This window comes from Nocardia sp. NPDC051832 (assembly GCF_040681285.1).
Classification (GTDB): domain Bacteria; phylum Actinomycetota; class Actinomycetes; order Mycobacteriales; family Mycobacteriaceae; genus Nocardia.
Map to the genome: position 1 here is coordinate 264,329 of NZ_JBFAYL010000002.1, position 23,962 is coordinate 288,290.

Annotated in this window: 24 protein-coding genes and 2 tRNA genes; 15 read left to right on the forward strand and 11 right to left on the reverse strand. The window is 68.6% G+C overall.

The features are described from left to right. Nucleotides 1–121: 121 nt before the first annotated feature. Together AB0M14_RS10960 and AB0M14_RS10965 are read left to right on the forward strand one after the other, a co-directional pair. Nucleotides 122–193: transfer RNA gene (locus tag AB0M14_RS10960), tRNA-Gln, on the forward strand. Between the two features lie 168 nt (nt 194–361). After that, a tRNA-Glu gene (locus AB0M14_RS10965) sits at nt 362–434 on the forward strand. A 263-nt stretch (nt 435–697) separates the two neighbouring features. On the opposite strand, the gene AB0M14_RS10970 is transcribed toward AB0M14_RS10965, so the two are convergent. The 3 genes from AB0M14_RS10970 to AB0M14_RS10980 form a co-directional block, all read right to left on the reverse strand. Further along, entirely contained in the window at nt 698–880 is a 183-nt protein-coding gene (locus AB0M14_RS10970; RefSeq protein ID WP_364992187.1) for a DUF5302 domain-containing protein, read from the reverse strand. An 85-nt stretch (nt 881–965) separates the two neighbouring features. Next, nucleotides 966–1,466, reverse strand: a complete 501-nt coding sequence (locus tag AB0M14_RS10975) for a PPOX class F420-dependent oxidoreductase (RefSeq protein ID WP_364992189.1) — start codon at nt 1,464–1,466, stop codon at nt 966–968. A gap of 33 nt (nt 1,467–1,499) precedes the next feature. Then, nucleotides 1,500–2,201 carry an IclR family transcriptional regulator gene (locus AB0M14_RS10980; protein WP_364992192.1) on the reverse strand — a complete coding sequence of 234 codons (702 nt, stop codon included), beginning with the start codon at nt 2,199–2,201 and terminating at the stop codon, nt 1,500–1,502. 156 nt (nt 2,202–2,357) lie between these two features. Between AB0M14_RS10980 and leuC the strand changes: the two genes are divergently transcribed. The 3 genes from leuC to AB0M14_RS10995 all read left to right on the forward strand — a co-directional run bounded on the left by leuC (nt 2,358) and on the right by AB0M14_RS10995 (nt 5,216). Continuing rightward, the gene (leuC, locus tag AB0M14_RS10985; RefSeq protein WP_364992195.1) at nt 2,358–3,782 is read left to right on the forward strand and encodes a 3-isopropylmalate dehydratase large subunit; all 1,425 of its coding nucleotides are present in this window, start codon (nt 2,358–2,360) and stop codon (nt 3,780–3,782) included. 35 nt (nt 3,783–3,817) lie between these two features. Beyond that, nucleotides 3,818–4,426, forward strand: a complete 609-nt coding sequence (leuD, locus tag AB0M14_RS10990) for a 3-isopropylmalate dehydratase small subunit (protein ID WP_364992197.1) — start codon at nt 3,818–3,820, stop codon at nt 4,424–4,426. Between the two features lie 157 nt (nt 4,427–4,583). Then, nucleotides 4,584–5,216, forward strand: a complete 633-nt coding sequence (locus tag AB0M14_RS10995; protein ID WP_364992199.1) for an HU family DNA-binding protein — start codon at nt 4,584–4,586, stop codon at nt 5,214–5,216. Between the two features lie 147 nt (nt 5,217–5,363). Here the strand turns inward: AB0M14_RS10995 and AB0M14_RS11000 are convergent, their stop codons facing one another. The 3 genes from AB0M14_RS11000 to cofC all read right to left on the reverse strand — a co-directional run bounded on the left by AB0M14_RS11000 (nt 5,364) and on the right by cofC (nt 9,264). Continuing rightward, entirely contained in the window at nt 5,364–6,341 is a 978-nt protein-coding gene (locus tag AB0M14_RS11000) for a bifunctional NUDIX hydrolase/histidine phosphatase family protein (RefSeq protein WP_364992202.1), read from the reverse strand. Beyond that, nucleotides 6,338–8,473 (reverse strand): RNA degradosome polyphosphate kinase, encoded by a 2,136-nt coding sequence (locus AB0M14_RS11005; protein ID WP_364995642.1) that lies wholly within the window; start codon nt 8,471–8,473, stop codon nt 6,338–6,340. Before AB0M14_RS11005 ends, AB0M14_RS11000 begins: the two co-directional genes overlap by 4 nt. A 113-nt stretch (nt 8,474–8,586) precedes the next feature. Then, entirely contained in the window at nt 8,587–9,264 is a 678-nt protein-coding gene (gene cofC / locus AB0M14_RS11010) for a 2-phospho-L-lactate guanylyltransferase (RefSeq protein WP_364992205.1), read from the reverse strand. Nucleotides 9,265–9,349: 85 nt separating this feature from the next. Here cofC and AB0M14_RS11015 point away from each other — a divergent pair, with 85 nt between their 5' ends. Both AB0M14_RS11015 and AB0M14_RS11020 read left to right on the forward strand, forming a co-directional pair. Next, on the forward strand, nt 9,350–10,363 hold the full coding sequence (locus AB0M14_RS11015; RefSeq protein ID WP_364992208.1) for an NAD(P)H-dependent glycerol-3-phosphate dehydrogenase: 1,014 nt from the start codon (nt 9,350–9,352) through the stop codon (nt 10,361–10,363). Nucleotides 10,364–10,423: 60 nt separating this feature from the next. After that, nucleotides 10,424–11,536 (forward strand): D-alanine--D-alanine ligase family protein, encoded by a 1,113-nt coding sequence (locus AB0M14_RS11020; RefSeq protein ID WP_364992211.1) that lies wholly within the window; start codon nt 10,424–10,426, stop codon nt 11,534–11,536. Nucleotides 11,537–11,549: 13 nt separating this feature from the next. Here the strand turns inward: AB0M14_RS11020 and AB0M14_RS11025 are convergent, their stop codons facing one another. Beyond that, nucleotides 11,550–12,245, reverse strand: a complete 696-nt coding sequence (locus AB0M14_RS11025) for a DUF3515 domain-containing protein (RefSeq protein WP_364992214.1) — start codon at nt 12,243–12,245, stop codon at nt 11,550–11,552. A 185-nt stretch (nt 12,246–12,430) separates the two neighbouring features. On the opposite strand from AB0M14_RS11025, the gene AB0M14_RS11030 reads away from it, so the two are divergent. The 4 genes from AB0M14_RS11030 (at nt 12,431) to AB0M14_RS11045 (ending at nt 15,370) form a co-directional block, all read left to right on the forward strand. Next, on the forward strand, nt 12,431–13,402 hold the full coding sequence (locus tag AB0M14_RS11030; protein ID WP_364995644.1) for a thiamine-phosphate kinase: 972 nt from the start codon (nt 12,431–12,433) through the stop codon (nt 13,400–13,402). Between the two features lie 68 nt (nt 13,403–13,470). After that, nucleotides 13,471–14,157 carry a uracil-DNA glycosylase gene (locus tag AB0M14_RS11035; RefSeq protein ID WP_364992216.1) on the forward strand — a complete coding sequence of 229 codons (687 nt, stop codon included), beginning with the start codon at nt 13,471–13,473 and terminating at the stop codon, nt 14,155–14,157. Between the two features lie 45 nt (nt 14,158–14,202). Beyond that, complete coding sequence (locus AB0M14_RS11040) at nt 14,203–14,445, forward strand: hypothetical protein (RefSeq protein WP_364992219.1); 243 nt, start codon at nt 14,203–14,205, stop codon at nt 14,443–14,445. A 58-nt stretch (nt 14,446–14,503) separates the two neighbouring features. Then, entirely contained in the window at nt 14,504–15,370 is an 867-nt protein-coding gene (locus AB0M14_RS11045) for an alpha/beta hydrolase (protein ID WP_364992221.1), read from the forward strand. Here the strand turns inward: AB0M14_RS11045 and AB0M14_RS11050 are convergent. The 3 genes from AB0M14_RS11050 to AB0M14_RS11060 all read right to left on the reverse strand — a co-directional run bounded on the left by AB0M14_RS11050 (nt 15,367) and on the right by AB0M14_RS11060 (nt 17,352). After that, complete coding sequence (locus tag AB0M14_RS11050) at nt 15,367–15,936, reverse strand: TIGR03086 family metal-binding protein (RefSeq protein WP_364992224.1); 570 nt, start codon at nt 15,934–15,936, stop codon at nt 15,367–15,369. The two genes, AB0M14_RS11045 and AB0M14_RS11050, sit on opposite strands and share 4 nt — an antisense overlap. Nucleotides 15,937–16,014: 78 nt before the next feature. Continuing rightward, nucleotides 16,015–16,791 carry an enoyl-CoA hydratase-related protein gene (locus AB0M14_RS11055; RefSeq protein WP_364992227.1) on the reverse strand — a complete coding sequence of 259 codons (777 nt, stop codon included), beginning with the start codon at nt 16,789–16,791 and terminating at the stop codon, nt 16,015–16,017. Between the two features lie 36 nt (nt 16,792–16,827). Beyond that, entirely contained in the window at nt 16,828–17,352 is a 525-nt protein-coding gene (locus tag AB0M14_RS11060) for a GNAT family N-acetyltransferase (RefSeq protein WP_364992229.1), read from the reverse strand. A gap of 319 nt (nt 17,353–17,671) precedes the next feature. Here AB0M14_RS11060 and AB0M14_RS11065 point away from each other — a divergent pair, with 319 nt between their 5' ends. From AB0M14_RS11065 to AB0M14_RS11075, 3 genes are read left to right on the forward strand one after another with little or no spacing between them, the layout of a single operon-like run. Beyond that, nucleotides 17,672–18,604, forward strand: a complete 933-nt coding sequence (locus AB0M14_RS11065; protein ID WP_364992232.1) for a glucosyl-3-phosphoglycerate synthase — start codon at nt 17,672–17,674, stop codon at nt 18,602–18,604. Between the two features lie 34 nt (nt 18,605–18,638). Then, entirely contained in the window at nt 18,639–20,057 is a 1,419-nt protein-coding gene (locus tag AB0M14_RS11070) for a condensation domain-containing protein (RefSeq protein WP_364992235.1), read from the forward strand. A gap of 10 nt (nt 20,058–20,067) precedes the next feature. Next, on the forward strand, nt 20,068–21,738 hold the full coding sequence (locus AB0M14_RS11075; RefSeq protein ID WP_364992237.1) for an MFS transporter: 1,671 nt from the start codon (nt 20,068–20,070) through the stop codon (nt 21,736–21,738). 56 nt (nt 21,739–21,794) lie between these two features. Here AB0M14_RS11075 and rpmB read toward each other — a convergent pair whose 3' ends face one another. Then, on the reverse strand, nt 21,795–21,983 hold the full coding sequence (rpmB, locus tag AB0M14_RS11080; RefSeq protein ID WP_194814704.1) for a 50S ribosomal protein L28: 189 nt from the start codon (nt 21,981–21,983) through the stop codon (nt 21,795–21,797). Nucleotides 21,984–22,306: 323 nt separating this feature from the next. Between rpmB and AB0M14_RS11085 the strand changes: the two genes are divergently transcribed. After that, the gene (locus AB0M14_RS11085; protein WP_364992240.1) at nt 22,307–23,950 is read left to right on the forward strand and encodes a DAK2 domain-containing protein; all 1,644 of its coding nucleotides are present in this window, start codon (nt 22,307–22,309) and stop codon (nt 23,948–23,950) included. The last annotated feature ends 12 nt before the right edge of the window (nt 23,951–23,962 follow it).

Genomic DNA, 23,962 nt, shown 5'->3' on the forward strand with positions numbered 1-23,962 from the left:
GCCAAAAATAGGGCTTTGACCAGGCGATTTGTAGTTTACCGGCAGAGGTTTGGTACTCTTCTTCTCGTTCGGAACACGGCCTCACAGTCACCCAGACGGTGGGGTCAAACGTTCTGGTCATTGGGGTATGGTGTAATTGGCAACACAGCTGATTCTGGTTCAGCCATTCTAGGTTCGAGTCCTGGTACCCCAGCTGGAGAATGTTGTTCGTCTCTCGGTTCGCGACCGAAAGTTGTTCAGCATCCGGCGATTTGGTCGCCGAGCTTCGGTCAGCTAAGCTAACCGAGCTTCCAACGATCACCAGATTGAACCTCTGGAGATCACTCGGATGGTCGCCACGGAAACGTGGAGGATCAGTCCTGGCCCCGTCGTCTAGCGGCCTAGGACGCCGCCCTCTCAAGGCGGTAGCGCGGGTTCGAATCCCGTCGGGGCTACACAAGATAGAAGGCTCGTGCTCACGAAGAGCGCGAGCCTTTCTTGTTTCGCATCATTTTGTGGGGGCGGAGCCCCCACACCCCACCCGGATGGGCTTCGCCCCCCGGACCCCCCTCCGTTGGGGCGCTGCTTCCCAGGCGCTGAGTGTGGAGGTTTGCATGTCGGGTCACCTTTTTGCGTGTGGGGGGGGCTGGGTGCTGTTTCTGCAGATGGAAAAGGCCCTCGCAGCGTTGCTGGGAGGGCCTTTCGGGGGGGCTGTTGCTTATCCGCTCTTGCGGCGGAATTCGCGCTTGTGGCTGGCGTTGCTGTGGGTTCCGGAGGCCTTCGAGCGGCCATCCAGATGGTCGTTCGACTGCGCGTGCTGGGACTTCTTGCGCTCCAGCGCCTCACGGAACTTGCGCTTCACCTCGTCGGCACTGGTGGCTGAACTTTCCGAATCCGTCATCGCCTGCTCCTCCTCGTCGACCTCTATCGAACTACCGAACGCTATACCCGCAGGCCCGCCGGTGTCATTCCGCTTTGCGGCGCGGTCAGTCGAGGGGGTCGGCGGTGGTGCCGCCGCGGGGGAGGGCGGGCAGGTCGAGTTTGCGGTGGTCCCAGGAGCGGGTGCGGTCGGGGACGATGCGGACGGCTACCCGCTTGTGCAGCATCTGGTCGACGAAGGGGCGCATTTCCTCGGAATAGGGGCCGGTGTAGCGCTCCCAGACGCTGACGCCCACCGCGAAGAGCTTGTCGGCGTCGTCGATGATCTCGGCGGTGCCTTCGAAGGAGACGCCGCGCAGCTGGTCGTAGGTGTCGCCAGCCTCGATCATCACGGTGACGCGGGGGTCGCGGCGCAGGTTCACTGCTTTTTGCGACTTGGCCTTCGTTTCGAACCAGATCTCGCCGTCGATCAGGGCGTACCACATGGCGGTCAGGTGCGGTGTGCCGTGCGCGCTGATGGTGGCCAGCGTCGCGACCCGGCTGCGCTGCAGGAACTCGGCGATCTCGGTCTCGGACATGGTGATCTGTGCCCGTTGGTTCACTCCCATGGGCCCACTGTAAGGCCCACGTCCTAGAACGTGTTACAGACGCTTGTGCAAAGCCTCGGCGGCGGCGACGAGATCGGCGGCCCAGCGGGCGCCGGGGCGGCGGCCCATGCGGTCGATGGGTCCGGATACCGAGACGGCCGCGACGATGGCGCCGGCGCTGTCACGGACCGGGGCCGAGACGCTGGCCACACCGGCCGCGCGCTCGGCCGCGCTCTGCGCCCAGCCGCGCTTGCGGACCTCGGCCAGGGCGCGTTCGCCGAAGACGGCGTCGGCCAGGATGGTGCGCTGCAACTCGGGATCGGCCCAGGCGAGCAACACCTTGGCGGCCGAGCCCGCGGTGAGCGGCAGCCGGGCGCCGACGGGAACGGTGTCGCGCAGGCCGACGGGCGGCTCCATCGAGGCGATGCAGACCCGGGAGTGGCCGTCGCGCACGTAGATCTGCACGCTCTCGCCGGTGATCTCGCGCAGGCGCGGCAGAATGGCCGCCGCGGCCTCCTGGAGCGGATCGGAGGCGCCCGCGGCCAACTCGGCCAGGGCCGGGCCCGGCCGCCACAGTCCGTTGCTGTCACGGGCCAGCAAACGGTGCACCTCGAGTCCGACCGCGAGCCGGTGCGCGGTCGCGCGGGGGAGGCCGGTGCGGGTGCAGAGCTCGTTGAGACCACACGGATGCTCGGCGACGGCGTAGAGCACCGCCACTGCTTTGTCGAGGACGCCGATACCGCTATGCTGTCTCATAGAACGATATTAGCGTCTCGGATGTTGAGATGGTCAACCCTGGGGGTGATCACCCGGATCCGGTGTCGCGGTTATCCAAACTCTTGGCGGCCGCCAACTCGCGCAATCAGCCCAGATCGCGGGATGACCGGTCGCTCGTCGGAAAGGTGATCGAACATGGCCGACCGCCCACGCACACTGGCCGAAAAGGTGTGGGAACAGCACGTCGTTGCCCGAGGCGAAGGCGAAGGCGCAGCGCGGGAACCCGATCTGATCTACATCGATCTGCATCTGGTGCACGAGGTGACCAGCCCGCAGGCCTTCGACGGCCTGCGCGCCGCCGGTCGCCCGGTGCGCCGCCCCGATCTCACCATCGCCACCGAGGACCACAACGTCCCCACGATCGATATCGACAAGCCGATCGCGGACCCCGTTTCGCGCACCCAGGTGGAAACGCTGCGGCGCAATTGCGCGGAATTCGGGGTGCGGTTGCACCCGATGGGCGATCTCGATCAGGGCATCGTGCACGTGGTCGGCCCGCAGCTGGGCCTGACCCAGCCGGGCACCACCGTGGTCTGCGGTGACAGCCACACCTCCACCCACGGCGCGTTCGGCGCGCTGGCCATGGGTATCGGCACCTCCGAGGTGGAGCACGTGCTCGCCACCCAGACGCTCTCGCTGCGCCCGTTCAAGACCATGGCGATCACCGTGGACGGCCAATTGCCGCCCGGCGTCACGAGCAAGGACCTGATCCTGGCCGTCATCGCCGAGATCGGCACCGGCGGCGGCCAGGGTTATGTGCTGGAGTACCGCGGCGAGGCCATTCGGGCCATGTCGATGGAAGCCCGAATGACGATCTGCAACATGTCGATCGAAGCGGGCGCGCGGGCCGGCATGATCGCGCCGGACGAAATCACCTATGAATTCCTGAAGGGTCGCCCGCACGCACCCGAGGGTGATGACTGGGATGCCGCTGTGACCGCCTGGGAAGCGCTCAAGACCGACGAGGGCGCGGTTTTCGATCATGAGGTGCACATCGACGCGAACGCGTTGACCCCCTTCGTCACCTGGGGCACGAACCCCGGTCAGGGCGCCCCGCTGGGCACCACGGTGCCGAATCCGGCCGACATTGCCGACGAGTCGGCGCGCGACGCCGCGGAGAAAGCACTCCGGTACATGGATTTGACGCCGGGGACCCCGCTGCGGGACGTCACGGTGGACACCGTATTCGTCGGTTCGTGCACCAACGGGCGCATCGAGGATTTGCGCGCCGTGGCCAGCATTTTGGAGGGACGCAAGGTCGCCGACGGCGTCCGAATGCTTGTCGTACCGGGGTCTATGCGGGTGCGCGTGCAGGCGGAAAAAGAAGGACTGGGCGAAATTTTCACGGCCGCGGGCGCGGAATGGCGGCAGGCCGGCTGCTCGATGTGCTTGGGAATGAACCCCGATCAGCTGGAGCCGGGTCAGCGCTGTGCTTCCACGTCCAACCGCAACTTCGAGGGACGGCAGGGCAAAGGCGGCCGTACGCACCTGGTTTCCCCGCTCGTGGCGGCCGCGACGGCGGTCCGTGGAACCCTGTCCTCGCCTGCGGATCTGGCCTGACCGGGCGCGAAACCCTACTCAATCAGGAGAATCTCATGGAAGCCTTCACCGTCCACCAGGGCATCGGGGTGCCGCTGCGCCGCTCCAACGTCGACACCGACCAGATCATCCCGGCCGTCTACCTGAAGCGCGTGACCCGCACCGGATTCGAGGACGGCCTGTTCGCGGCCTGGCGATCGGATCCGGACTTCATTCTCAACACTGAGCCCTACAAACACGGCAGCGTGCTGGTCGCCGGTCCGGATTTCGGCACCGGTTCCTCGCGAGAGCACGCCGTGTGGGCCCTGTCGGACTACGGCTTTCGGGTCGTGATCTCGTCGCGCTTCGCGGACATCTTCCGGGGCAATGCCGGTAAGGGCGGCGTTCTGGCCGCGCAGATGTCACAGAATGATGTCGAAATGCTCTGGAAGTTGATCGAGGAACAGCCCGGCCTCGAATTGGTTGTAGACCTCCAATCCCGCACCGTAACGGCCGGAACGGTCGTGTTGCCGTTCGATATTGATGACTACACGCGCTGGCGTCTGCTCGAAGGCTTGGACGACATCGGGCTGACGCTGCGGCGTAGCGAGGTCATCACCGAGTTCGAAAAGGCAAGGCCGGCTTGGCAGCCCGTCACGCTCCCGGCACGTATTTCGCAGGCGTAATCACACCGGACAGATAGCTGGGTACCACGGGAGAGGGTAGCTAGACGTGTGCTAAACCACGATGAATTTTGGCGTGGCACATAGACTCTTGCCCAATGTGGGTTTACCGTGGTACCTAGTCGGTCCGACGACGGGCCATTAGTCTGCGGAGGATTCAATGAACAAGGCGGAACTGATCGACGTTCTGACCGAAAAGTTGGGTACGGACAGGCGCACGGCTACCGCGGCAGTCGAGCATGTTGTCGACACCATCGTTCGCGCGGTTCACAAAGGCCAGAGCGTCACCATCACCGGTTTCGGTGTCTTCGAACAGCGCAAGCGTGCGGCCCGTGTGGCCCGGAACCCGCGCACCGGCGAAACCGTCAAGGTTAAGCCGACTTCGGTGCCCGCGTTCCGCCCCGGCGCCCAGTTCAAGGCCGTCATCGCGGGTAAGCAGAAGCTCGCCGCGAGCGGCCCGGCGGTCAAGCGTGGCGTGAATGCGCCTGTGGCAGCGAAGAAGGCGGCCAAGAAGACGGCGGCGAAGAAGACCACCGCCAAGAAGGCCACGGGCCCGGCCAAGAAGGCCGCCAAGAAGGCCCCCGCGAAGAAGACGGTCGCCCGCAAGACGACCGCCACCAAGACGGCTGCCAAGAAGGCTCCCGCCAAGAAGACCGTCAAGGCTGTCGTGAAGAAGGCGGCCCCGGCGAAGAAGGCTGTTGCCAAGAAGACGGTTGCCAAGAAGACCGCCGCGAAGAAGGCGCCCGCGAAGAAGACCACCGCCAAGAAGGTCACTGCGCGTCGCGCTCGCTGATCCAGCGTTCGACAAAATGCGGCACGGTTCCTACTGCGCCGCTGGGTAATTCGCTGCCGAGGCAGTCGAATCACCTGATGTACCGACTGAAAGTGGCCCCGAGGTTCATCCTCGGGGCCACTTTCGTTTTGTAAGTATGGAGCTGAATCAGCTTGTGGCGTCGGACTTCACGACGTCGGTCGACAGTGCGCGGTCCATATGATCGGCGGCCACCAGCTTGCCGTCGACGAAGGAAAGCGCCCACGCGCTGCCCTTGCGATTGCGCGCGGACGGCAGCGTCACGCCGTCGCGCTCGGCCCACCAGGCCAGCAGATCGGGAATTACCTTGCCCTGACTGCACACAACACGCACCGCGGAATCTGAAACAAGGCTGACCATGCGCGCTCGGGCTTCGTCTTTCGCTGCCGCATAACCGGATTCGGAGAGCAGGTGTTCCAGAGTTATTGGTACGCCCAGTTTCTCGGCCAGCGGCTGCACCGTCTGCACGCAGCGCAGCGGATCGGCGGAGAACACCTCGGATGCGCCGAACGCCAACAGGTTCGGCACCAGGCTCTGGGCCTGGCCCTGACCGGCCCGCTCCAGCGGACGCTCGGCGTCGGGACCGTCGAACCGATCGCGCCGGCCGGCCTTCGCGTGCCGCACCAGCAGCAGCGTGCTGGTGCGCGCGGGCAGCCGGGTGAACGAGCGCAGCACCTGCCGATCCATCGGATAGGACAGCTGATCCTGCACCTTGTCCAAGGTGTACCAACTGAGCTGATCCACTTCGGAATTGGCGGTGAACGCGCCGCCCGCCACCTCGGCGGACCAGTAGTCCACCCGCTTGAGCTTGCGATGGCCCGGAATCGGATAGGTGACGTGCCCGAGATAGCGGCCCAGCCGGCAGTCCAGCCCGGTTTCCTCGCCGACCTCGCGCACCGCCGCGATCACCGGGGTCTCACCGGGATCGAGCTTGCCCTTGGGCAGCGACCAGTCCATGTACTTCGGACGGTGCACCACGGCGATCTCCACCGCGCCGGTCTCCGCCGACCGCCGCCACACCACCGCGCCGGCGGCGTGAATATTGGCGTGTACTCGGGGATCCCAGAACGGCTGGCCGTTCTCCTCGTAACCGGTCGAACCCTTCACCGCTGATCAGGTCTCCGCAATCGCATCATGAACTCTTGGTGGTCACGCACTCGCACGCCGTTGGCGCTTTCCCCGGGCTCGGTGGGCCAGGCGTGCCAACTGCCGTCGGACTGGAGTACCCAGCACCGGGTCGTGGGATTCAACGCCGAGTCGAACACCTCGCCGAGTTGTTCGGTCAGGCGCGGATCTTTTACCTGCGCCATGACTTCCACCCGCCGGTCCAGATTGCGGTGCATCATGTCCGCGCTGCCGATCCAGTACTGGTCCTGAGCCTGGAAGTGCATGATCCGCGAGTGTTCCAGGTAGCGGCCGAGAATCGAGCGCACCTCGATGTTGTCGCTCATGCCGGGCACGCCGGGGCGCAGGCCGCAGATGCCGCGCACCACGATCTGCACCGGGACACCGGCCTGGGAGGCGCGGTAGAGCGCGTCGATCACCTGTTCGTCGACGATCGCGTTGGCCTTCATCCGGATTCGCGCGGGCTCGCCCTGGCGGGCCAATTCGGTCTCACGTTCGATTCGTTCGATGATGCCCTGGCGTACGCCCTGGGGTGCGACGAGCAGATTTCGGTAGTTCGCCTTGCGCGAGTAACCGGTCAGCGAATTGAACAGGTCGGTCAGGTCCGCGCCGATTTCCGGTGCGGCGGTGAGTAATCCGACGTCCTCGTAGAGCCGGGCGGTCTTCGGGTTGTAGTTGCCCGTGCCGATATGGCAGTAGCGGCGGATGGTCGCGCCCTCGCGCCGCACCACCAGGCAGGTCTTGCAGTGCGTCTTCAGGCCGATCAAGCCGTAGACGACGTGCACGCCGGCCTGCTCCAGCTGGCGGGCCCACTTGATGTTGGCCTGTTCGTCGAAGCGGGCCTTGATCTCGACCAGCGCGACCACCTGCTTGCCGGCCTCGGCGGCGTCGATGAGCGCGTTGACGATCGGGGAGTCACCGGAGGTGCGGTACAGCGTCTGCTTGATGGCGAGCACCTGCGGGTCGGCCGCGGCCTGCTCGATGAAGCGCTGCACGCTGGTGGAGAAGGAATCGTAGGGGTGGTGCACCAGCACATCGCCTTCACGCAGCGCCGCGAACACATTGCGCGGGGTCTCGCGTTCCCCGAAGGCGGGCGGGGTGGCCGGAACGTAGGGGAAATCCTTGAGATTGGGCCGATCGACGCCGTAGACCTGCCATAGGCAGGATAGGTCGAGCAGGCCGGGCACCTGGATGACATCGCCGGGATCGACGTCGAGCTCGCGGAGCAGCAGATCGAGCATGTGCTCGGTCATGTCGTCGGAAACCTCTAGTCGGACAGGTGATCCGAAGCGCCGGCGGGCCAGTTCACGTTCCAGCGCTTGCAGCAGGTCCTCGTCGCGGTCCTCGTCGACCTCGAAGTCGGCGTTGCGGGTGATCCGGAACGAATGGTGTTCCACCACTTCCATTCCGGGGAACAGCAGCTGAAGGTGCGCCGCGATGAGCGCCTCCATCGGCAGGAAAGCCGCGATGGGAGAACCGGATTCGGTGCGCCGCACGCGCACGAAGCGATCGACGTTGTCCGGCACCTTGACGCGGGCGAAGTGCTCGCCGCCGGTCGCCGAATCCTTCACGGTCACCGCGAGATTGAGGCTCAGGCCGCTGATGTAGGGGAACGGATGCGCCGGATCCACCGCCAGCGGCGTGAGCACCGGGAAGACCTGATCCTGGAAGTGCCCGGACAGCCGCCGGCGCTCGTCGTCGTCGAGATCGGACCAGTCGATGATCGCGATGCCTTCTTCGGTGAGCGCGGGCAGCACCGAATTCATGAAGACCCGGGCGTGCCGGTCGGCGATCTCCTGGGCGCGGGTGGCGATCAGCTCCAGTTGCTCGCTGGGGGAGCGGCCGTCGGCCGAACGCACCGTCAGGCCGGTCTCGGCCCGGCGCTTGAGGCCCGCCACGCGCACCATGTAGAACTCGTCCAGATTGGAGGCGAAGATCGCGAGGAACTTCGCGCGCTCCAGCAAGGGCAGCGAGGCGTCCTCGGCCAGGGCCAGCACCCTGGCATTGAAGTCCAGCCAACTGAGTTCGCGATTGAGGTAGCGATCACGGGGCAACCGCTGCGCCTCGGGGTCGGCCGAGAGCGGCGTCGCGGCGGGCGGTGGCGTCGGCAGCATCTGCTGCTTGACGATTTCCGTATCACTCACGCCCACGATCATCCCCTATTTCCGCCGTTGCGCGCAGGTCGACACCCGCCAATGCAGCGAGTCTCACGTCCGTTGGCGATCAACTAGCACACGCGGCGAACAGCTTCGTGAACCTCGGGGGACCAGCTGATTTCGCGGAGGAGAGCACGGGTGGCCGGGCCGGCCCCGAGCGCGACGGCGGCGTCCAGATCGGCCGCGGTGTCGACATCCAACCGTAACCCTGGCCAGTCACCCGCCAAGTCGACGGCGCCCGCGGCGCGATGGGCCTGGGCCGAATTGGGACCGAAGCGCGGATCCAGCGTCAAGGTGCCGTCGCCGACGAACAGCGCGGCCGTGCCGGTGCCCGCGTGATCGATGACGACGGAGCGTTTTCCGGCGGGCGCGGTGGCGAGCATGTCGGCCAGTTCCTCCGGGCACAGCGCGGGCAGGTCGGCTTGCAGAGCGAGCAGTTCGACGGGGCCGTGCTGGGCGCGCAGCGCGGCGGCCGCGTCGGCGAGCGCGCTGTTCAGATCGGCGGCGGAGCGCGGCTCCGGATGCACGACCGCGCCGAGTCCGGGTGCCAGGGCCGCGACCGTGGGATCGGGGGTGACCACGGTGACCGAGCCGATCCGGGGTACCGCCACCGCGGCGGTCACAGTGTCGGCCAGCATGGCGAGCACCAGCCGCGCCCGGTGTTCGGGGCGCAGGCGGTCGGCCAGTCGGCTCTTGGCCAGATCGAGGTTCTTCACGGCGATCACGGCGTGCACGGAGTGCGGACGCATGAGGTCGATCCTTCCATGCCGCGCCGGTGTCTTCCGGGGGCGGGCAGCGGGGGCGCCGCCGCGCGGGGGATGGCATATTGGGCAGATGACAAGGGCGGCAGTAATGGGTGCGGGTTCGTGGGGGACCGCGTTCGCGAAGGTATTGGCAGACGCGGGCACCGAGGTGACGATCTGGGCGCGCCGGCCCGAGGTGGCGCACGCGCTGGCGACCGAGCATCGCAATCCGTCCTATCTCACCGATGTGCAGCTGCCCGCGGTCGCGGCCACCTCCGATCACGAGGCAGCGCTGGACGGCGCCCAGATCGTGGTACTGGCGGTCCCGTCTCAGACCTTGCGGGGAAATCTCGAGAAGTGGAATGGCGCGCTGGAGCGCGCGGTGAGCGGCCAGGACGCCACCCTGCTGAGCTTGGCCAAGGGCATCGAAACCGGCAGCCTGCTGCGGATGAGCCAGGTGATCGAGCAGGTCACGGGCAACGATCCGAGCCGCATCGCGGTGCTCTCGGGCCCGAACCTGGCCGGCGAGATCGCGGCGGGACAGCCCGCGGCCGCGGTCGTGGCCTGCTCCGACGCCGAACGCGCGGCGGCCGTGCAGCACGCCTGCGCCACCGGATACTTCCGGCCGTACACGAATACCGACGTGATCGGTGCGGAGATCGGCGGCGCCTGCAAGAACGTCATCGCGATCGCGACCGGTATCGCCTCGGGCATGGGCCTGGGCTACAACACCCGCGCCAGCCTGATCACCCGCGGTCTCGCCGAGGTCATGCGGCTCGGAGTGGCGGTCGGCGCGGATCCGGTGACCCTGGCCGGCCTGGCTGGCGTCGGTGACCTGGTGGCCACCTGCACCTCCGCGGATTCGCGCAACTACTCCTTCGGATACGTGCTCGGCCAGGGCAAGTCCATGGAAGCCGCCCAGGAAGCCACTCATGGCCAGGTCGCGGAGGGTGTGAAGTCGTGCACATCGGTGCGCGCGCTGGCCGCGGTGCACCAGGTCGAGATGCCGTTGACGAATGCCGTGCACCAGGTCTGTCATGAAGGTGTGTCGGTGGCCGAGGCGGTCGGGATTCTGCTCGGCAGGCAGATCAAACCGGAGCGTTGATCGTCTGGGCCGGTTGGGCACCGAGGATTACGACTGCCTCGAGCGGGTACGGTTCCAGCCATGACGAACCGGATCAGGGTAGCTGTGGTCTTCGGCGGGCGCAGCAACGAGCACGCTGTGTCGTGCCGGTCGGCGGGCAGTGTGCTGCGCAATCTGGATCCGGAGAAGTACGAGGCGGTGCCGATCGGCATCACCCGCGAAGGCAGTTGGGTGCTGGGCGGTTCCGAGGTCGCCGCGATGGGGCTGCCGGACGCGAGCGGCAAGGCCGCGCTGCCGTCGGTGGACGCCGCGGGCGCCGCGCTCACCTTGACCACCGACCCCCAGCGGGCCGGTCAGTTGGTGGCTCTCGACGACGCGCCGATCGCCGAACTCGGTGCGGTCGACGTCGTTTTCCCGATCCTGCACGGACCGTTCGGTGAGGACGGCACCCTGCAAGGCATGCTCGAACTGGCGGGCGTGCCCTATGTCGGGCCGGGTGTGCTGGCCAGCGCGGCGGGCATGGACAAGGAATTCACCAAGAAGCTGTTCGCGGCCGAGGGCCTGCCGGTCGGCGTCCAGGTGGTGCTGCGGCCGGGCGTCAAGACGCTCACCGACGCCGAGCGCGAGCGGCTCGGGCTGCCGGTGTTCGTCAAGCCCGCGCGGGCGGGTTCGTCCATCGGCATCACCAAGGTGACCGACTGGGACGATCTGGAAGCCGCGATCGGCCTTGCCCGCGACCATGATCCGAAGGTGATCATCGAGGCGGGCATCGTCGGCCGCGAGGTCGAGTGCGCGGTGCTGGAGTTCCCGGACGGCCGGGTCGAGGCCAGCGTGGTCGCCGAAATCCTGATGCCCGAGGCCGACACCGCAGCTCCGGAGTTCTACGACTTCGATACCAAATACATCGACGACGTCTGCGAATTCGACGTGCCGGCCAAGCTGGACGACGACGTCTCCGACCAGATCCGGGAACTCGCGGTGCAGGCGTTCCGGGCGCTGGACTGCCAGGGCCTGGCGCGGGTCGACTTCTTCGTCACCGCGGACGGCCCGGTCATCAACGAGATCAACACCATGCCCGGCTTCACTTCGATCTCGCTCTACCCGCGGATGTGGGAGGCGACCGGAATCGACTACACGACCCTGATTTCCACGCTGATCGATACCGCGATCGCGCGCGGCACCGGCTTGCGGTAATCGGGATGTGCGTTCAGTTCGGGATTGGGCCCGGATCGATCGGCTTCTCGGGGAGCGCCTTCTTGATGGTGTCCGACACCTCTTGCAGTGGGGTGGGCCCAGAGCCGTCCGGAACCGTCAGCGCCACATAGGTTTCCCGGTCGACCGCGAACCAGGTGCTGGTCTTGGCGGTCTGGTCGCGGGCCTCGAACCACTGCACGCCGTTGACGATCTGCAATACCGAGGCGCGGTGGAAGTCCAGCGGGCGGTCCAGGCCGCAGCGCAGCACGATCGGGTCGCCGCCCTCGGGGAGCTGCCAGGCGCGGGTGCCCGGCGGCTGCGGGTCGACCAGCTGGGAGTGGGTGTAGTCGCCGAGCTTCGCGGGCAGCGCGGGCAGCAGCGTGGTGCACGCGGGGCCGTCCGCGGCGGGAGCCGGAACGGGACCGAGTACCAGCGGCTCCCGGTCGACCGGGGCGCGGCCGGCCAGCACGGCGGCCACGAGCACGCCGACGACGAGCGCGACCGGCAAGGCGACGGCGGCGGCCACCAGGGCGGGCGGATACGCATGCGTCCGGCGGCCCTCGGGCTCGGTGGTCTTCGCTTCGCCGTGCGCAGCGGCCGCCGGTTCCCCTGAGGGCTCAGCGGCCGTCGCTGCGGCGCTCCCGGCTTCGTCGCCGGTCTGCTCGATCCTCGGATTCGACGAATCGCTGTCCGGCTCCTGCGCCGCCATGTGTGCCGACCCTTTCGTGCTCGGTAGTCTCGACTGCCCTGGACAATGTACCGTCGTCCGGATTTCACCCAGTACGACGCCGGAAGGGGCGGGTCATCAGCGACAGCAGTCCAGAGGGATGGCGGCCCGCGGAGCCGGGTGCCGTGGATCCGACGGAGCCACTGGGCCGGGTGCGGCCGCAGACGGTGCGCGAGCTCGGCGAGTTCGCGCTCATCGAACGCATCAACGCGGGCCGCGTGCAGGGCCCGGCCGTGCTGCTGGGTCCCGGTGACGACGCCGCGGTGGTCGCCGCGCCGGACAGCCGGTTCGTGGTGAGCACCGACATGCTCATCGAGGGGCGGCACTTCCGGCTGGACTGGTCGAGCCCGGTCGACATCGGGCGCAAGGCGATCGCGCAGAACGCCGCCGACGTGGTCGCGATGGGTGCGGCGCCGACCGCGTTCGTGGTGGCCCTGGGCTGCCCGGCCGAGACACCGGTCGAGGTGGTCGACGGGTTGACCGAGGGCATGTGGGCCGAAGCCGGCCGGGCCGGCGGCTCCATCGCCGGCGGCGACCTGGTGCGCAGCCCGCGCATGGTGATCTCGGTGACCGCGTTCGGTGATCTGCGCGGCCACGCCCCGATCACCAGATCCGGTGCGCGCGTAGGCGACGTGATCGCGGTCGCGGGCCGGTTGGGCTGGTCGGGTGCGGGCCTCGCGGTGCTGGCCGCCGGGGCCGGGATCGATCCGTCCGCGGATCTGGTTGCCGCGCACCGGGCTCCGCGCCCGCCCTACGGCGCGGTGCTGGACGAGCCGTCGCGGCCGAACGCGCTGACCGATGTCTCCGACGGACTGCTCGCCGATCTCGGGCATCTCGCCGACGCCTCCGGTGTCGCCATCGATCTGGATTCCGCGGCGCTGTGGGATCCGGCGCTGGAGGCGCTGGCCGAACGTCTCGCGGTCGAGGTGGCGCTGGATGTCGATGCGGCGCAATGGGTTCTGGCCGGCGGCGAGGATCACGCCTTTGTCGCGGCCTGGCCGCCGGGCGCCGAACTGCCGCTGGGCTGGCGCCGGATCGGGCGGGTGCTGGCTGGTCAGGGCGTTACCGTGGACGGGCTGCGGCAGCCCGGCAACGGCGGCTGGGAATCGTTCAGCGGGGCGGACTCGGACCGCCGGTAGGTCCGGCCCCGCATCGGGTTCGACCTCGGTTGGACTTCGCCCAGCCGCGCCGATTAGGTTGTGCGGTCATGGGCGCGCAGAAACCATTGGCGGAAATCATGGATCCGGGCTGGGCGCAGGCGCTGGAGCCGGTCGCGGATCAGATCCGGACCATGGGTGAGTTTCTACGCGCCGAGAACTCCGGCGGCCACGGCTACTTGCCCGCCGGTGAGAACGTGCTGCGCGCGTTCCAACGGCCGTTCGAGAACGTGCGCGTGCTGATCGTCGGCCAGGACCCGTACCCGACGCCCGGGCATGCGATGGGCCTGAGTTTCTCTGTCGCGCCGGATGTTTCGCCGATTCCGCGCAGCCTGTCCAACATCTTCGCCGAATTGGCCAAGGACCTCGGCCATCCCGCGCCGTCCTGCGGTGACCTGAGCCCGTGGTCGGATCAGGGCGTGCTGTTGCTGAACCGCGTGCTGACGGTGCGCCCCGGCGCGCCCGCCTCGCATCGCGGCAAGGGCTGGGAAGCGGTGACCGAGCAGGCGATTCGCGCGCTCGTCGCGCGCGACGAGCCACTGGTGGCTATCCTCTGGGGCCGTGACGCTTCGACTCTGAAGCCGACCCTGACCGCCGCCGAGGTGCCGTTCATCGAATCCGCGCACCCCTCACCGCTGTCGGCCTCCCGCGGGTTCTTCGGATCCCGGCCGTTCTCGCGGGTGAACGAACTGCTCGACGAATTGGGCGCCGAACCCGTCGACTGGCGGCTGCCCTGACCTACGCACGACCGCACCACCGATAACCGATAGAGGAGCTCTTTGATGCAGACCCGAACCGCTCTCCGTGGCGCCACCGCCGCCTTCGCCCTGTGCGCTGCCCTGGCCGGAGGCACCGCCGCCGCGAGCGCCGAGCCGCTGAAGCTCGAGCCCGCCGCGCCCGAAACCACGGTCCCGGTCTCGGAGCAGATGACCTCCACCGGCTCGTCCACCATCTCCGCCTCGGTGAACGCGAAGATCGCGTGCATCTTCCAGAACACCCTGAGCGGCCACAAGCTCGACTGCTGAAAATCCATTCAGCGGAGGCTCATGTGAGCCTCGATTCTTGCTGTGCGATGCTCAGATCGTGAGTAACGCGAACAATCTGCTCGAGCCGGTTCGGCTGGCGCTGACCGGCGCGGGTGGAATCGAGCTGGCCGCCGACCAATTCGGCCCGGCGGACGGCCCGCTCGTCGTCTTCCTGCACGGCGGCGGCCAGACCCGGCATTCCTGGAAGCAGACCGGCGCGAAGCTCGGTGCGGCCGGGATGCGTGTGGTCACGCTCGACGCGCGCGGGCACGGTGACAGCCAGTGGGCGCCCGACCGCGATTACACGCGCGCGACCATGGTCGCCGATCTGCTCGCCGCGCTCGAACAGCTCGGCGCGACCCCGGACCACGGTGCGGTCGTCGTCGGCGCGAGCATGGGCGGCATCACCGGCCTGATCACCACGGCGGTGCCCGGCGCGCCGATCCGCGCGCTCGTCCTGGTCGATATCGTCACGCGCCCGGAACAAGAGGGCGTATCCCGCGTGCTCGATTTCCTCGGCAAGCACCGCGACGGCTTCGACACGCTGGACCAGGCCGCCGACGCGGTCGCCGAATACCTTCCGCACCGTCCGCGCCCGAAGAGCACCGACGGCCTGATGCGCAATCTGCGGGAACGCGACGGCCGCTACTACTGGCATTGGGATCCGGACATGCTGCGCGACCGCGTCGAGGACCCGACCGCGATGATCGGCGACATGGAGGCCGCCGCCCGCGAACTCACCATGCCGGTGCTGCTGGTGCGCGGCCTGCGTTCGGACGTGGTCAGCGCCGAGGGCGCGGCGCAGTTCCAGGAACTCGTCCCGCACGTCCAGATCGCCGAAATCGGCGGCGCCGCACACACCGCCGCCGGTGACGACAACGACGCCTTCACCGACGCCGTCGCCCAGTTCGTGCTGGCGAACTAGTCCGAGATCTGCCGGCCGCCGAAGGCCGCCAGGCGGTCGTACAGCGGTGCCGTGCCGGCGACCGCGACCTCCGGTGCGACGTGGAAACCAGCGGATTCGTCGCCGCGAATCTGCGGGACCATGTTCTGGTGCGCCCAGGCCAGCGCGAACTCGCCGAGATCGGGATCCAGCTCGGTGGACTGGCCGGTGGCCTTGGCGATATCCCAGGCGTGGATCGCGAACTCGGTCGCCTGCTGTCCGAGCAACCAGCTGCCCGGTACCTCGCCACCGGGCAGCACATGAACGCGGTCCAACGCGCCCGGTGCGCGCCACGCGGCCCGCAACGACTCGGCCGCGTTCTCGAACGCCGAGGTCCAATCGTCGCCGAGGTAGTCACCCGAGCTGGGGCCGCGCCGTCCGGTGGCGGTCGATTCGGTGAAGCGATAGGTCTCGTCGACGACGTGGTTGATCAGATCGCGCACGCTCCACGACACGCACGGCGTCGGCAAGCCCGCCTGATCCGGCCGTACCTTCGACACGAGCACGCCGAGCTGCTCGAGGGCCCGGAACACGTAGTCCTGGTTCATTTCCGCCTCCGTCTATTCGATTCACCCGAATAGACGGAATGCCGCGGCAAAACTCATCGCGGCGCCAAATCCGGTGTCTCAGTTCGCCTTCGTGTAGTCCGGCTTGCGCTTCTCGACGAACGCGTCGATGCCTTCGGTGCCCGCCGGGGTGCTCGCGGCGGCGGCGATGGCGTCGCGTTCGGCGTCGAGCTGGTCGCTCAAGCTCGCGGAGACCGACTGCGCCAGCAGGGTTTTCATGGTCGCGTAGGTGGAACGCGGTCCGGTGGCGAGGGTTTGGGCCAGGGTCAGTGCGGTGGCGCGGACTTCCTCGTCGGCGACCAAGCGGCTGAGCAGGCCGAGGCGGGCGGCTTCGTCGGCGTCGAGAACCGCGTCGGTGAGCAGGATTTCGCGGGCGCGGCCGAGGCCGACGATGCGCGGTAGGGTCCAGGACATGCCGCCGTCCGGGCTCAGGCCGATGCCCGGGTAGGCGGGGCGCAGCTTGGTCGAGGGGCCGCCGATCGCGATGTCCGCGGCGCAGACCAGGCTCATGCCGGCGCCGGCGGCCCAGCCCTGGACGCCGACGACCACGGGGACCGGAGCCGCGTCGAGCGCGCGCACGAAATCGTGCAGCGTGGTGGCGAGCGCGTGGATGTGCGCCGAGCGGTCCGCGGCGGCCGCGAAGCCGCGCACATTGCCGCCCGCGCAGAAGTTCGCGCCGGTTCCGGTCAGCAGGACCGCACCCACCTCGGGGGCCAAGCCCTTCAGCGCGGCGGTGCCCGCCTCGATGCCGGCGAAGTCCATGGACGTGCCCGCGGCGGCGGTGGCGATGGTGATCTGCAGGACGCCGTCGGCGATCGAGACGTAATCGGTGCTCATGTCCTGCACACTAACGGTCGCGCGGTGGGACCGGTTTCAGCGGCCGGGGCGCACCATCCGGACCTGCATGGCGGGGCTGAAACCCTCGACCTTGCGGGCGCCGTCGAGCTCGAAACCATGTTTGCGATAGAAGGCCTGGGCGCGCGGGTTCTGCTCGAAGACCCACAGCGAGCAGGAGGCTTCGGGGTCGACCGCCGCCCGCAGCAGCTCGTCGGCGAGGCCGGTCCCGTACCACGGTGACCGCACGTAGATGGCGTTGAGCTGGATAGTGGCGACCGGGGTTTCGACGGGGGTCTGCGGCGCCGCCACGGAGTCGGCCGCGCGGTCCGGCGCGGCGACCGCGAATCCGATGACGGCGCCCTCGGATACGGCCACGTGCAGACAACCGGGATGGCGGACCCGGTCCCGCTCCCAGCGTTCGGTCAGCCGCTCGACGTCGAAGGCCGCGAGCAGATGGTCCGGCACCAGTCCTCGGTAGGCCTCGCGCCAGCACGCGATGTGGCATTCGGCCAGGCCGCGCGTGTGCTCGGCGGTGAGGGGGCGGATCTGCCAGTGCGTCATGGTTGCGCAGTATCCCGCAGAATGCGATTGCCGTCACTCTCGCGCGTGGGTCGCAGCGCCCGAATTGCCTGAACTATACCCACTTTGGTTAATGAAAGGTTACTTCCACCTGAAAGGTTGCTTTGCTGGATATTCAGCCTTGCGAACGAGTTGTAGTGTCCGATCATCGCAGCGCAGCGATTCTCGATCTCCAATTTCACCGGGTGGCGAAGTGATCAGGACCACTTCCGAAAACCCTTGCCGTGGTTCGCAATGAGTGCGAGTCTACGGCCCGCCCGGTACCTCCGCAAAAGCACATCTCTTTTGATAGGTGGTCGAAATGGCCGATCTGTTGATGAATGAGTTTCACGGCGAAATTCGTACCTGGTCCGCGCCGCATTGGAGCGCGCACGACCTGATCGCCGCGAAACGCGGCCGAACGGTTTCGGTGGTACTCCCCGCGCTGAACGAGGAAGCCACCGTCGGCGATGTCGTCCGCGCGGTCCGATGCCTGCCCGACGGCCTGGTCGACGAACTGATCGTGATGGATTCCGGCTCCACCGACGCCACGATGCGGGTCGCGGCCGCCGCCGGCGCGACCGTGGTGCATCGGGAGGCGGTGCTGCCCGACCATCCGCCGGTCCCCGGCAAGGGCGAGGTGCTGTGGCGGTCCCTGGCGGTCGCCTCCGGCGACATCGTGATGTTCATGGATTCCGATCTCATCGATCCGGATCCGCAATTCGTGCCCAAACTCATCGGGCCGTTGCTGCTCGATGAATCCCTGGTATTCAGCAAGGCCTATTACCGGCGCCCGTTGCTCGTCGGCGAGACATTCGACGAATCCGGCGGCGGCCGGGTGACCGAACTCGTCGCGCGGCCGTTGCTCGCGGCGCTGCGACCGGGCCTGCGGCACGTGGTGCAACCGCTGGGCGGCGAATACGCCGCGACCCGGCAGGCCCTCGAAAGACTGTATTTCGCACCGCATTACGGCGTCGAGATCGGCTTGTTGATCGACGTTTACGACACCTACGGGGCCTCGGCCATCGGGCAGGTCGACTTGGGTGTGCGCAAACACCGCAATCGGCCGCTGCACGAATTGGGCGTCATGAGCCGGCAAATCGTGGCGACGGCGCTGGAACGGTGCGGCCTGCCCGATTCGGGCGCGGGCATCGTCCAGTTCCCGCTCGGGGCCGAGGGTTTCGCGCCGCGCGAATCCGCCCTGTCCACCCAGCATCGGCCGCCGATGCGTTCGCTGCTGCGGATCGCGTCGTGAACGCCGGCTCCGGAACCGAAGGAGGACCCCACTCATGATGCAGAGCGGGCTCATCGAGGACTGGCGGCCCAAGGGCGGCCGGCTGACGATCATTCGTCCCAGCGAGAACGCGCGCGCGGCGGCCATCCGGGCCCGGACCGACGCCACTCCGCCGTCCTTCCAGCAGGACGCCTACCTGGCCATGGCGCGCACCGCGAAACAGTCGGGCCGCCGCTTCGATCGGCTGATCCTGTGCGCGTTCACCCTCGCGGGCGATCCCGATATCGCGGCGCTGGTCCGCGCCACCACCGCGGTGGTGCGCCGGCACGACGCCTTCCACAGCTGGTTCGAATTCGACGCCGATCTCCGGATCCAGCGGCGGGTGCTCGAGTCCGAGGACATCGATCTCGTCGCCGATTCCTGGGGCGAGATCGACGGCCTGCTGATCAGCCGGATCGTGCAGCGGGTGACACCCGGACCGACCAGCTGGGATTGCTTCAGCTTCGCGATCATCGAACACGGCGGCTCGTTCACCGTGGTGGTGGCCTGCGATCACCTCAATACCGACGCCGTCTCCGGCGGGATCATCGCCGCCGAAGTCGTCCAGCTGTATTTCGATCCGGCCGCCGCGACCCGGCTCGCCGAGGCGCCGGTGGCCAGTTACCGGGAGTACTGCGGGCGGGAACGCGCGCAGGCGGCCGAGCTCGCCGCGCAGTCGCCGCAGATCACCCAGTGGGCCGACCGCATTCTGGCCAACGGCGGCAAGTTGCCCAGTTTCCCGCTGCCGCTGCGGGAACCGGAGGCGACGGCGACCACCTCGGCGGCCTCGGACCGGCGCGTGTTGTTGTCGGGCGCGCTGGCCGAGGCGTTCGAGGGCGAATGCGCCCGGGCCGGAGTGCGTTTGGTGGCCGGGGTTTTCGCCGCGGCCGCCTACGCCGAGTACCAATTGTCGGGGCGCACAAAGTATTTCAACCTCTCGCCGAAGAACACCCGCGCCGGCGCGGCCGAGCAGCGCACCGTCGGCTGGTACGCCAGCCTGATCCCGATCGCCTTCGAATTCGATCCCCGGGAAGGGTTCGCGGCGACGGCGCAGCGCGCCGATGCCGCCTTCGCCGCGGGCAAGTGGCTGTCCAATGTGTCGCTGCACCGCGTGGTGGAGCTCCTGGAGGAGCAGGAGGGCTTCCACGTCCGGCGCGGCTGGGTCGCTCCCATGTTGTCGTTCCTGGATTTGCGGAAGTTGCCGGGCGCCGAGCTGTTCTCCGCGCTCGACTTCTCCTTCTTCGGCAGCCGGGGCACCTCCGAGGAGGTATACACCTGGGTGCAGCGCACCGACGACATGATCTGGGCCGCATCGCTTTTCCCGGACACTCCGCTCGCGGCCGGGGCGATGACGCGCTACTGCGACGCGCTCACCCGGGTGATGGAATCGATCGCGCAGGCCCGGATCGGTGCGCTGGCACAGGATGTCGCGTGAGGGGCGCGCCGTGAGCGCCCTGACGCTCGAAACCCCGCGTCCCACCCGGAGATCCACCGTGTGGGCCGGGGTGGTGGCGGTGTTCGTCGCCGTCTTCATGCAAATGGTCGACGCCACCATCGTGACGGTCGCGATTCCGGATATCGTCCGGGAGCTCGGCGCGAGTTCGGCGGAATCATCGCTGATGCTCACCGGGTACACCGTCGCCCTGGCGTGCGCGCTGCTGCCGAGCGCGCGGCTCGGAATGCGCTGGGGGCGTGGCGGATTCTTCACCGCCGCGCTGGCGGTCTTCGTCGGCGCCTCGGTGCTGTGCGGCTTGGCGCCGACGCCGCTCGCGCTCATTGCCGCGCGCGTGCTGCAAGGGGCCGCGGCGGGCGCGGTCTCGGCGCAACCGATCGCGATCATCACCGCGCGCTTCGCCGATACCGCACGCCGCAACCTCGCTTTCGCGCTCTACGGCGCGACCGCGGGCACGGCGGCGATGCTGGGTCCGTTGCTCGGCGGGGTGCTGCTGGGCGCGAATCCCTTCGACCTGTCGTGGCGTTCGATCTTCCTGGTGAACCTGATCCCCGGTGCGGTCGCGCTCGTGCTGGCGGCCCGGCACCTGCGCGGGTCGGTGGTGCGCGAGCGGTGCGCGCTGGACGCGACCGGTGCGGTGCTGGCGACGGCGGGACTGTTCCTGCTCATCTACGGGCTCTCGATCGGCCGCGAACATCGGTGGTCGCTACCGATTCTCGCGATGCTGGGGGCGGCCCTGGTGATCTTCGCGGCCTTCGTCGCGCACGAACGCCGGGTGGCCGCGCGCGGCGGTGCGCCACTGCTCGATCCCGGATTGTTCGCCGAGCCACGGTTCTTCGGCTGGATCCTGGCCTGCCTGGTGGTGTACGGCGTCTTCGGCGCGTACCTGTTCACCATGTCGGTGTCGCTGCAATTCGGGCTCGGCTACAGCGCGCTGCGCACCGGAGTGGCGACGCTGCCGTTCTCGGCGGGCGCGGTCCTCGGGGCGCTGGCCGCGCCCCGGCTGGCCGGACGGCTGGGAGACCGGATGATCGGCGCCGGCTGCGCGCTGTTCGCGGTGCTGCTGGCCGGCTGGCTGCTGGCTTTGCAGCCGCAGCCGCCCGCACTGTCGTGGCCGGTGCTGCTGATCCCGTTGGTGCTCGGCGGATTAGGGGTGGGCGCGGCGGCCGCCCGCTTGCAGATCGCGGTGGTCGCCGCCGTTCCGTCCCGGTCCATCGATTCCGCGTCCGGCCTGGTGCCCACCGCGCAGCAAGTCGGAAACTCGCTCGGGGTGGCGTTGATCGGCATTCTGTTCTTCCACGCCATCGCTCTCGCGGCGCCCGCCGCGGTGCGTCAGGAGCGGCCCGAACTACAGCGGCAGCTCACCGCGGTCACCCCGTTCGCCCCGAGCATCGCCGACGAATTCGCCCGGTGCGCGACCCTGCAACTGCGATCGCCCACCCCGGAACGCACGCCCGAGGGCTGTGATCACTCGAACGCGTCGGCGCAACAGCCGGGTGCGGCCAAGACGGCGCAGCAGGTCACCCCGGTCGTCGAGGCCGCCGCGCGGAATGTGTCGGGGACGGTCTTCGTCACCGCTTTCCGGACCGCGGTGGTCGTGCTGCTGGGGCTGGTCTCGCTGACGAGCCTCGCGCTACTGATCCGCGGTCGAAAACACCGGTAAGAAAGGGAAACGCCCCGGTGCCCATAGAGGGCGCCGGGGCGTTGTCTCGTCAACGCTCAGCGCGTGACCTTGCCCGCCTTCAGGCAGGAGGTGCACACGTTCATGCGCTTGGTGTTGCCGGGGGCAACCTGGGCGCGCACGGTCTGGATGTTCGGGTTCCAGCGACGGTTGGTACGCCGGTGCGAGTGCGAGACCGACTTCCCGAAGCCGGGGCCCTTGGCGCAGACGTCGCAGACGGCAGCCATAGTCGCGAACTCCTTCATGTCTAGTGGGGGACCGCTACGACCAACGCAGCATGTCCGGAAACAATGTCTTAATGCCTTGCCGACTTGCGTCGGCCAGCGCGAACCGGCCAAGGCCGCGCGAGGCAACCCTGCAAGGGTAGCTAACGCAGCCCGGTTCCACCAAACCGATGGTTCGGGGAGGGGCCGAAGCGGCCGATATGCGGGATCCAGTCTAGCGGGCGGGCAGGTGCCGCCCCGCCACCCCCTCCTCCCGGTCTGCGCCCTGCGCTGTCGGTAACGCCCGCTAACCTGGCGGGAAGCATGCGGTGAGAGGGGAAAGTGAGGTGGCGGTGCCGGGAGCGCGGGATGTGATCGATGGCGCAGTTCTGCTGCATTGGGGCCGGATCTGCGTCGACGGCCTGGAGTCGCGGCGCGCGGAGATCAATGCCCTCAACGTCTTCCCGATCGCCGATGCCGACACCGGGACCAATCTGCTGGCAACCATGCGCGCGGCACTGCTGGCCGCCGAAACCGCGGCCGCGGGTGTGACGGAGATCGCCGCCGCCGAGGTCGCCGCCGCCATGGCGCGCGGCGCGACCTCGGGCGCACGCGGCAATTCGGGCATCATCCTCACGCAGGTGCTGCGCGGCATCGCCGAGGCGGTGCGCGAGGGCCCGCTCACGGCCGGCACCCTGCGGCTGGCGCTGAGCCGGAGCGCGGCGCTGGTCCGCGAATCGCTGAGCGTGCCGGTCGAGGGCACCATGCTCACCGTTCTGGACTACGCGGCCGGTTGCGCGGCGGATTGCCAGGACACCGCGCTGGCACGGGTGGCGCTGGCGGCCGCCGACGGCGCGGCCAAGGCGCTGGACGACACGCCCGCGCAGCTCGGCGTGCTGCGCGCGGCCGGAGTCGTCGACGCGGGCGCGCGCGGGCTGCTGGTGTTGCTGGACGGGCTGGTCACGGTGACCACCGGCGAATCGCCCGCGCGGCCGGAGTATCTGCCCGGCGACCACCAGCCCACGGCCGAGCCGACCGCCGCGCACCCGGAAAACGCCGCGGACGACCCGCATTTCGAGGTGATGTACCTGCTCGCCGACACCGACGAGGACCGCATCGCGCGCCTGCGTGATCGCCTGTCCGAACTGGGTGATTCGGTGGTCGTGGTCGGCGACGGTGCGGGGATGTGGTCCGCGCACGTGCACTGTGTCGACGCGGGCGCCGCGGTGGAGGCGGGCTTGGCCGCGGGCACGCTGCGCCGCATCCGTATCGAGAGTTTCGCCGTCACCGCGCCCGTCCACGCCGGACCGCGCGCCTGTGATCCCGCGACCGGCCCGGCCGATCGCGGGATCCTCGCCGTCGCCGCGGGCGCGGGCGCGGCCGCCCTGTTCGAGGCGGCCGGCGCGATCGTGCTCGGCGACGATCCGGTCACCCCGCAGGCCCTGCTCGCCGCGATCCGGAACATGCCGAACCGGGAAGTCCTGGTTCTGCCCAACGGCGCGCTACCCGCCCATGAACTCGTCGCCGTCGGTGTCGCCGCCCGCGATGCCCACCGCGACGTGCTGCTGCTGCCGAGCGGATCGATGGTCCAGGGCCTGGCCGCGGCCGCCGTGCACGATCGCGGCCGGATCGCGGTCGACGACGCCTTCGCCATGTCCGAAGCCGCCGCCGCGACCCGCTGGGGTTCGCTGCGCGCCGCGCGGGAGCGCGCGCTCACCATGGTCGGCACCTGCGCGGCGGGTGACGGGCTCGGCCTGGTCGGCCACGATGTCGTGGTGATCGACCATGATGTGCGCGCGGCGGCCCGCACGCTGCTCGATCGCATGCTCGGATTCGGCGGCGAGCTGGTCACGCTGCTGATGGGCGCGGGCGCGCCGGACGGGCTGGCCGAGGACTTGGCCGCGCACATCGGGCAGGGCTTCCCCGGAGTCGAGGTGATCGTGTATTCCGGTGGGCAGCATGGTGATCTGGTGCAGATCGGCGTCGAATGACACAGACAGGAA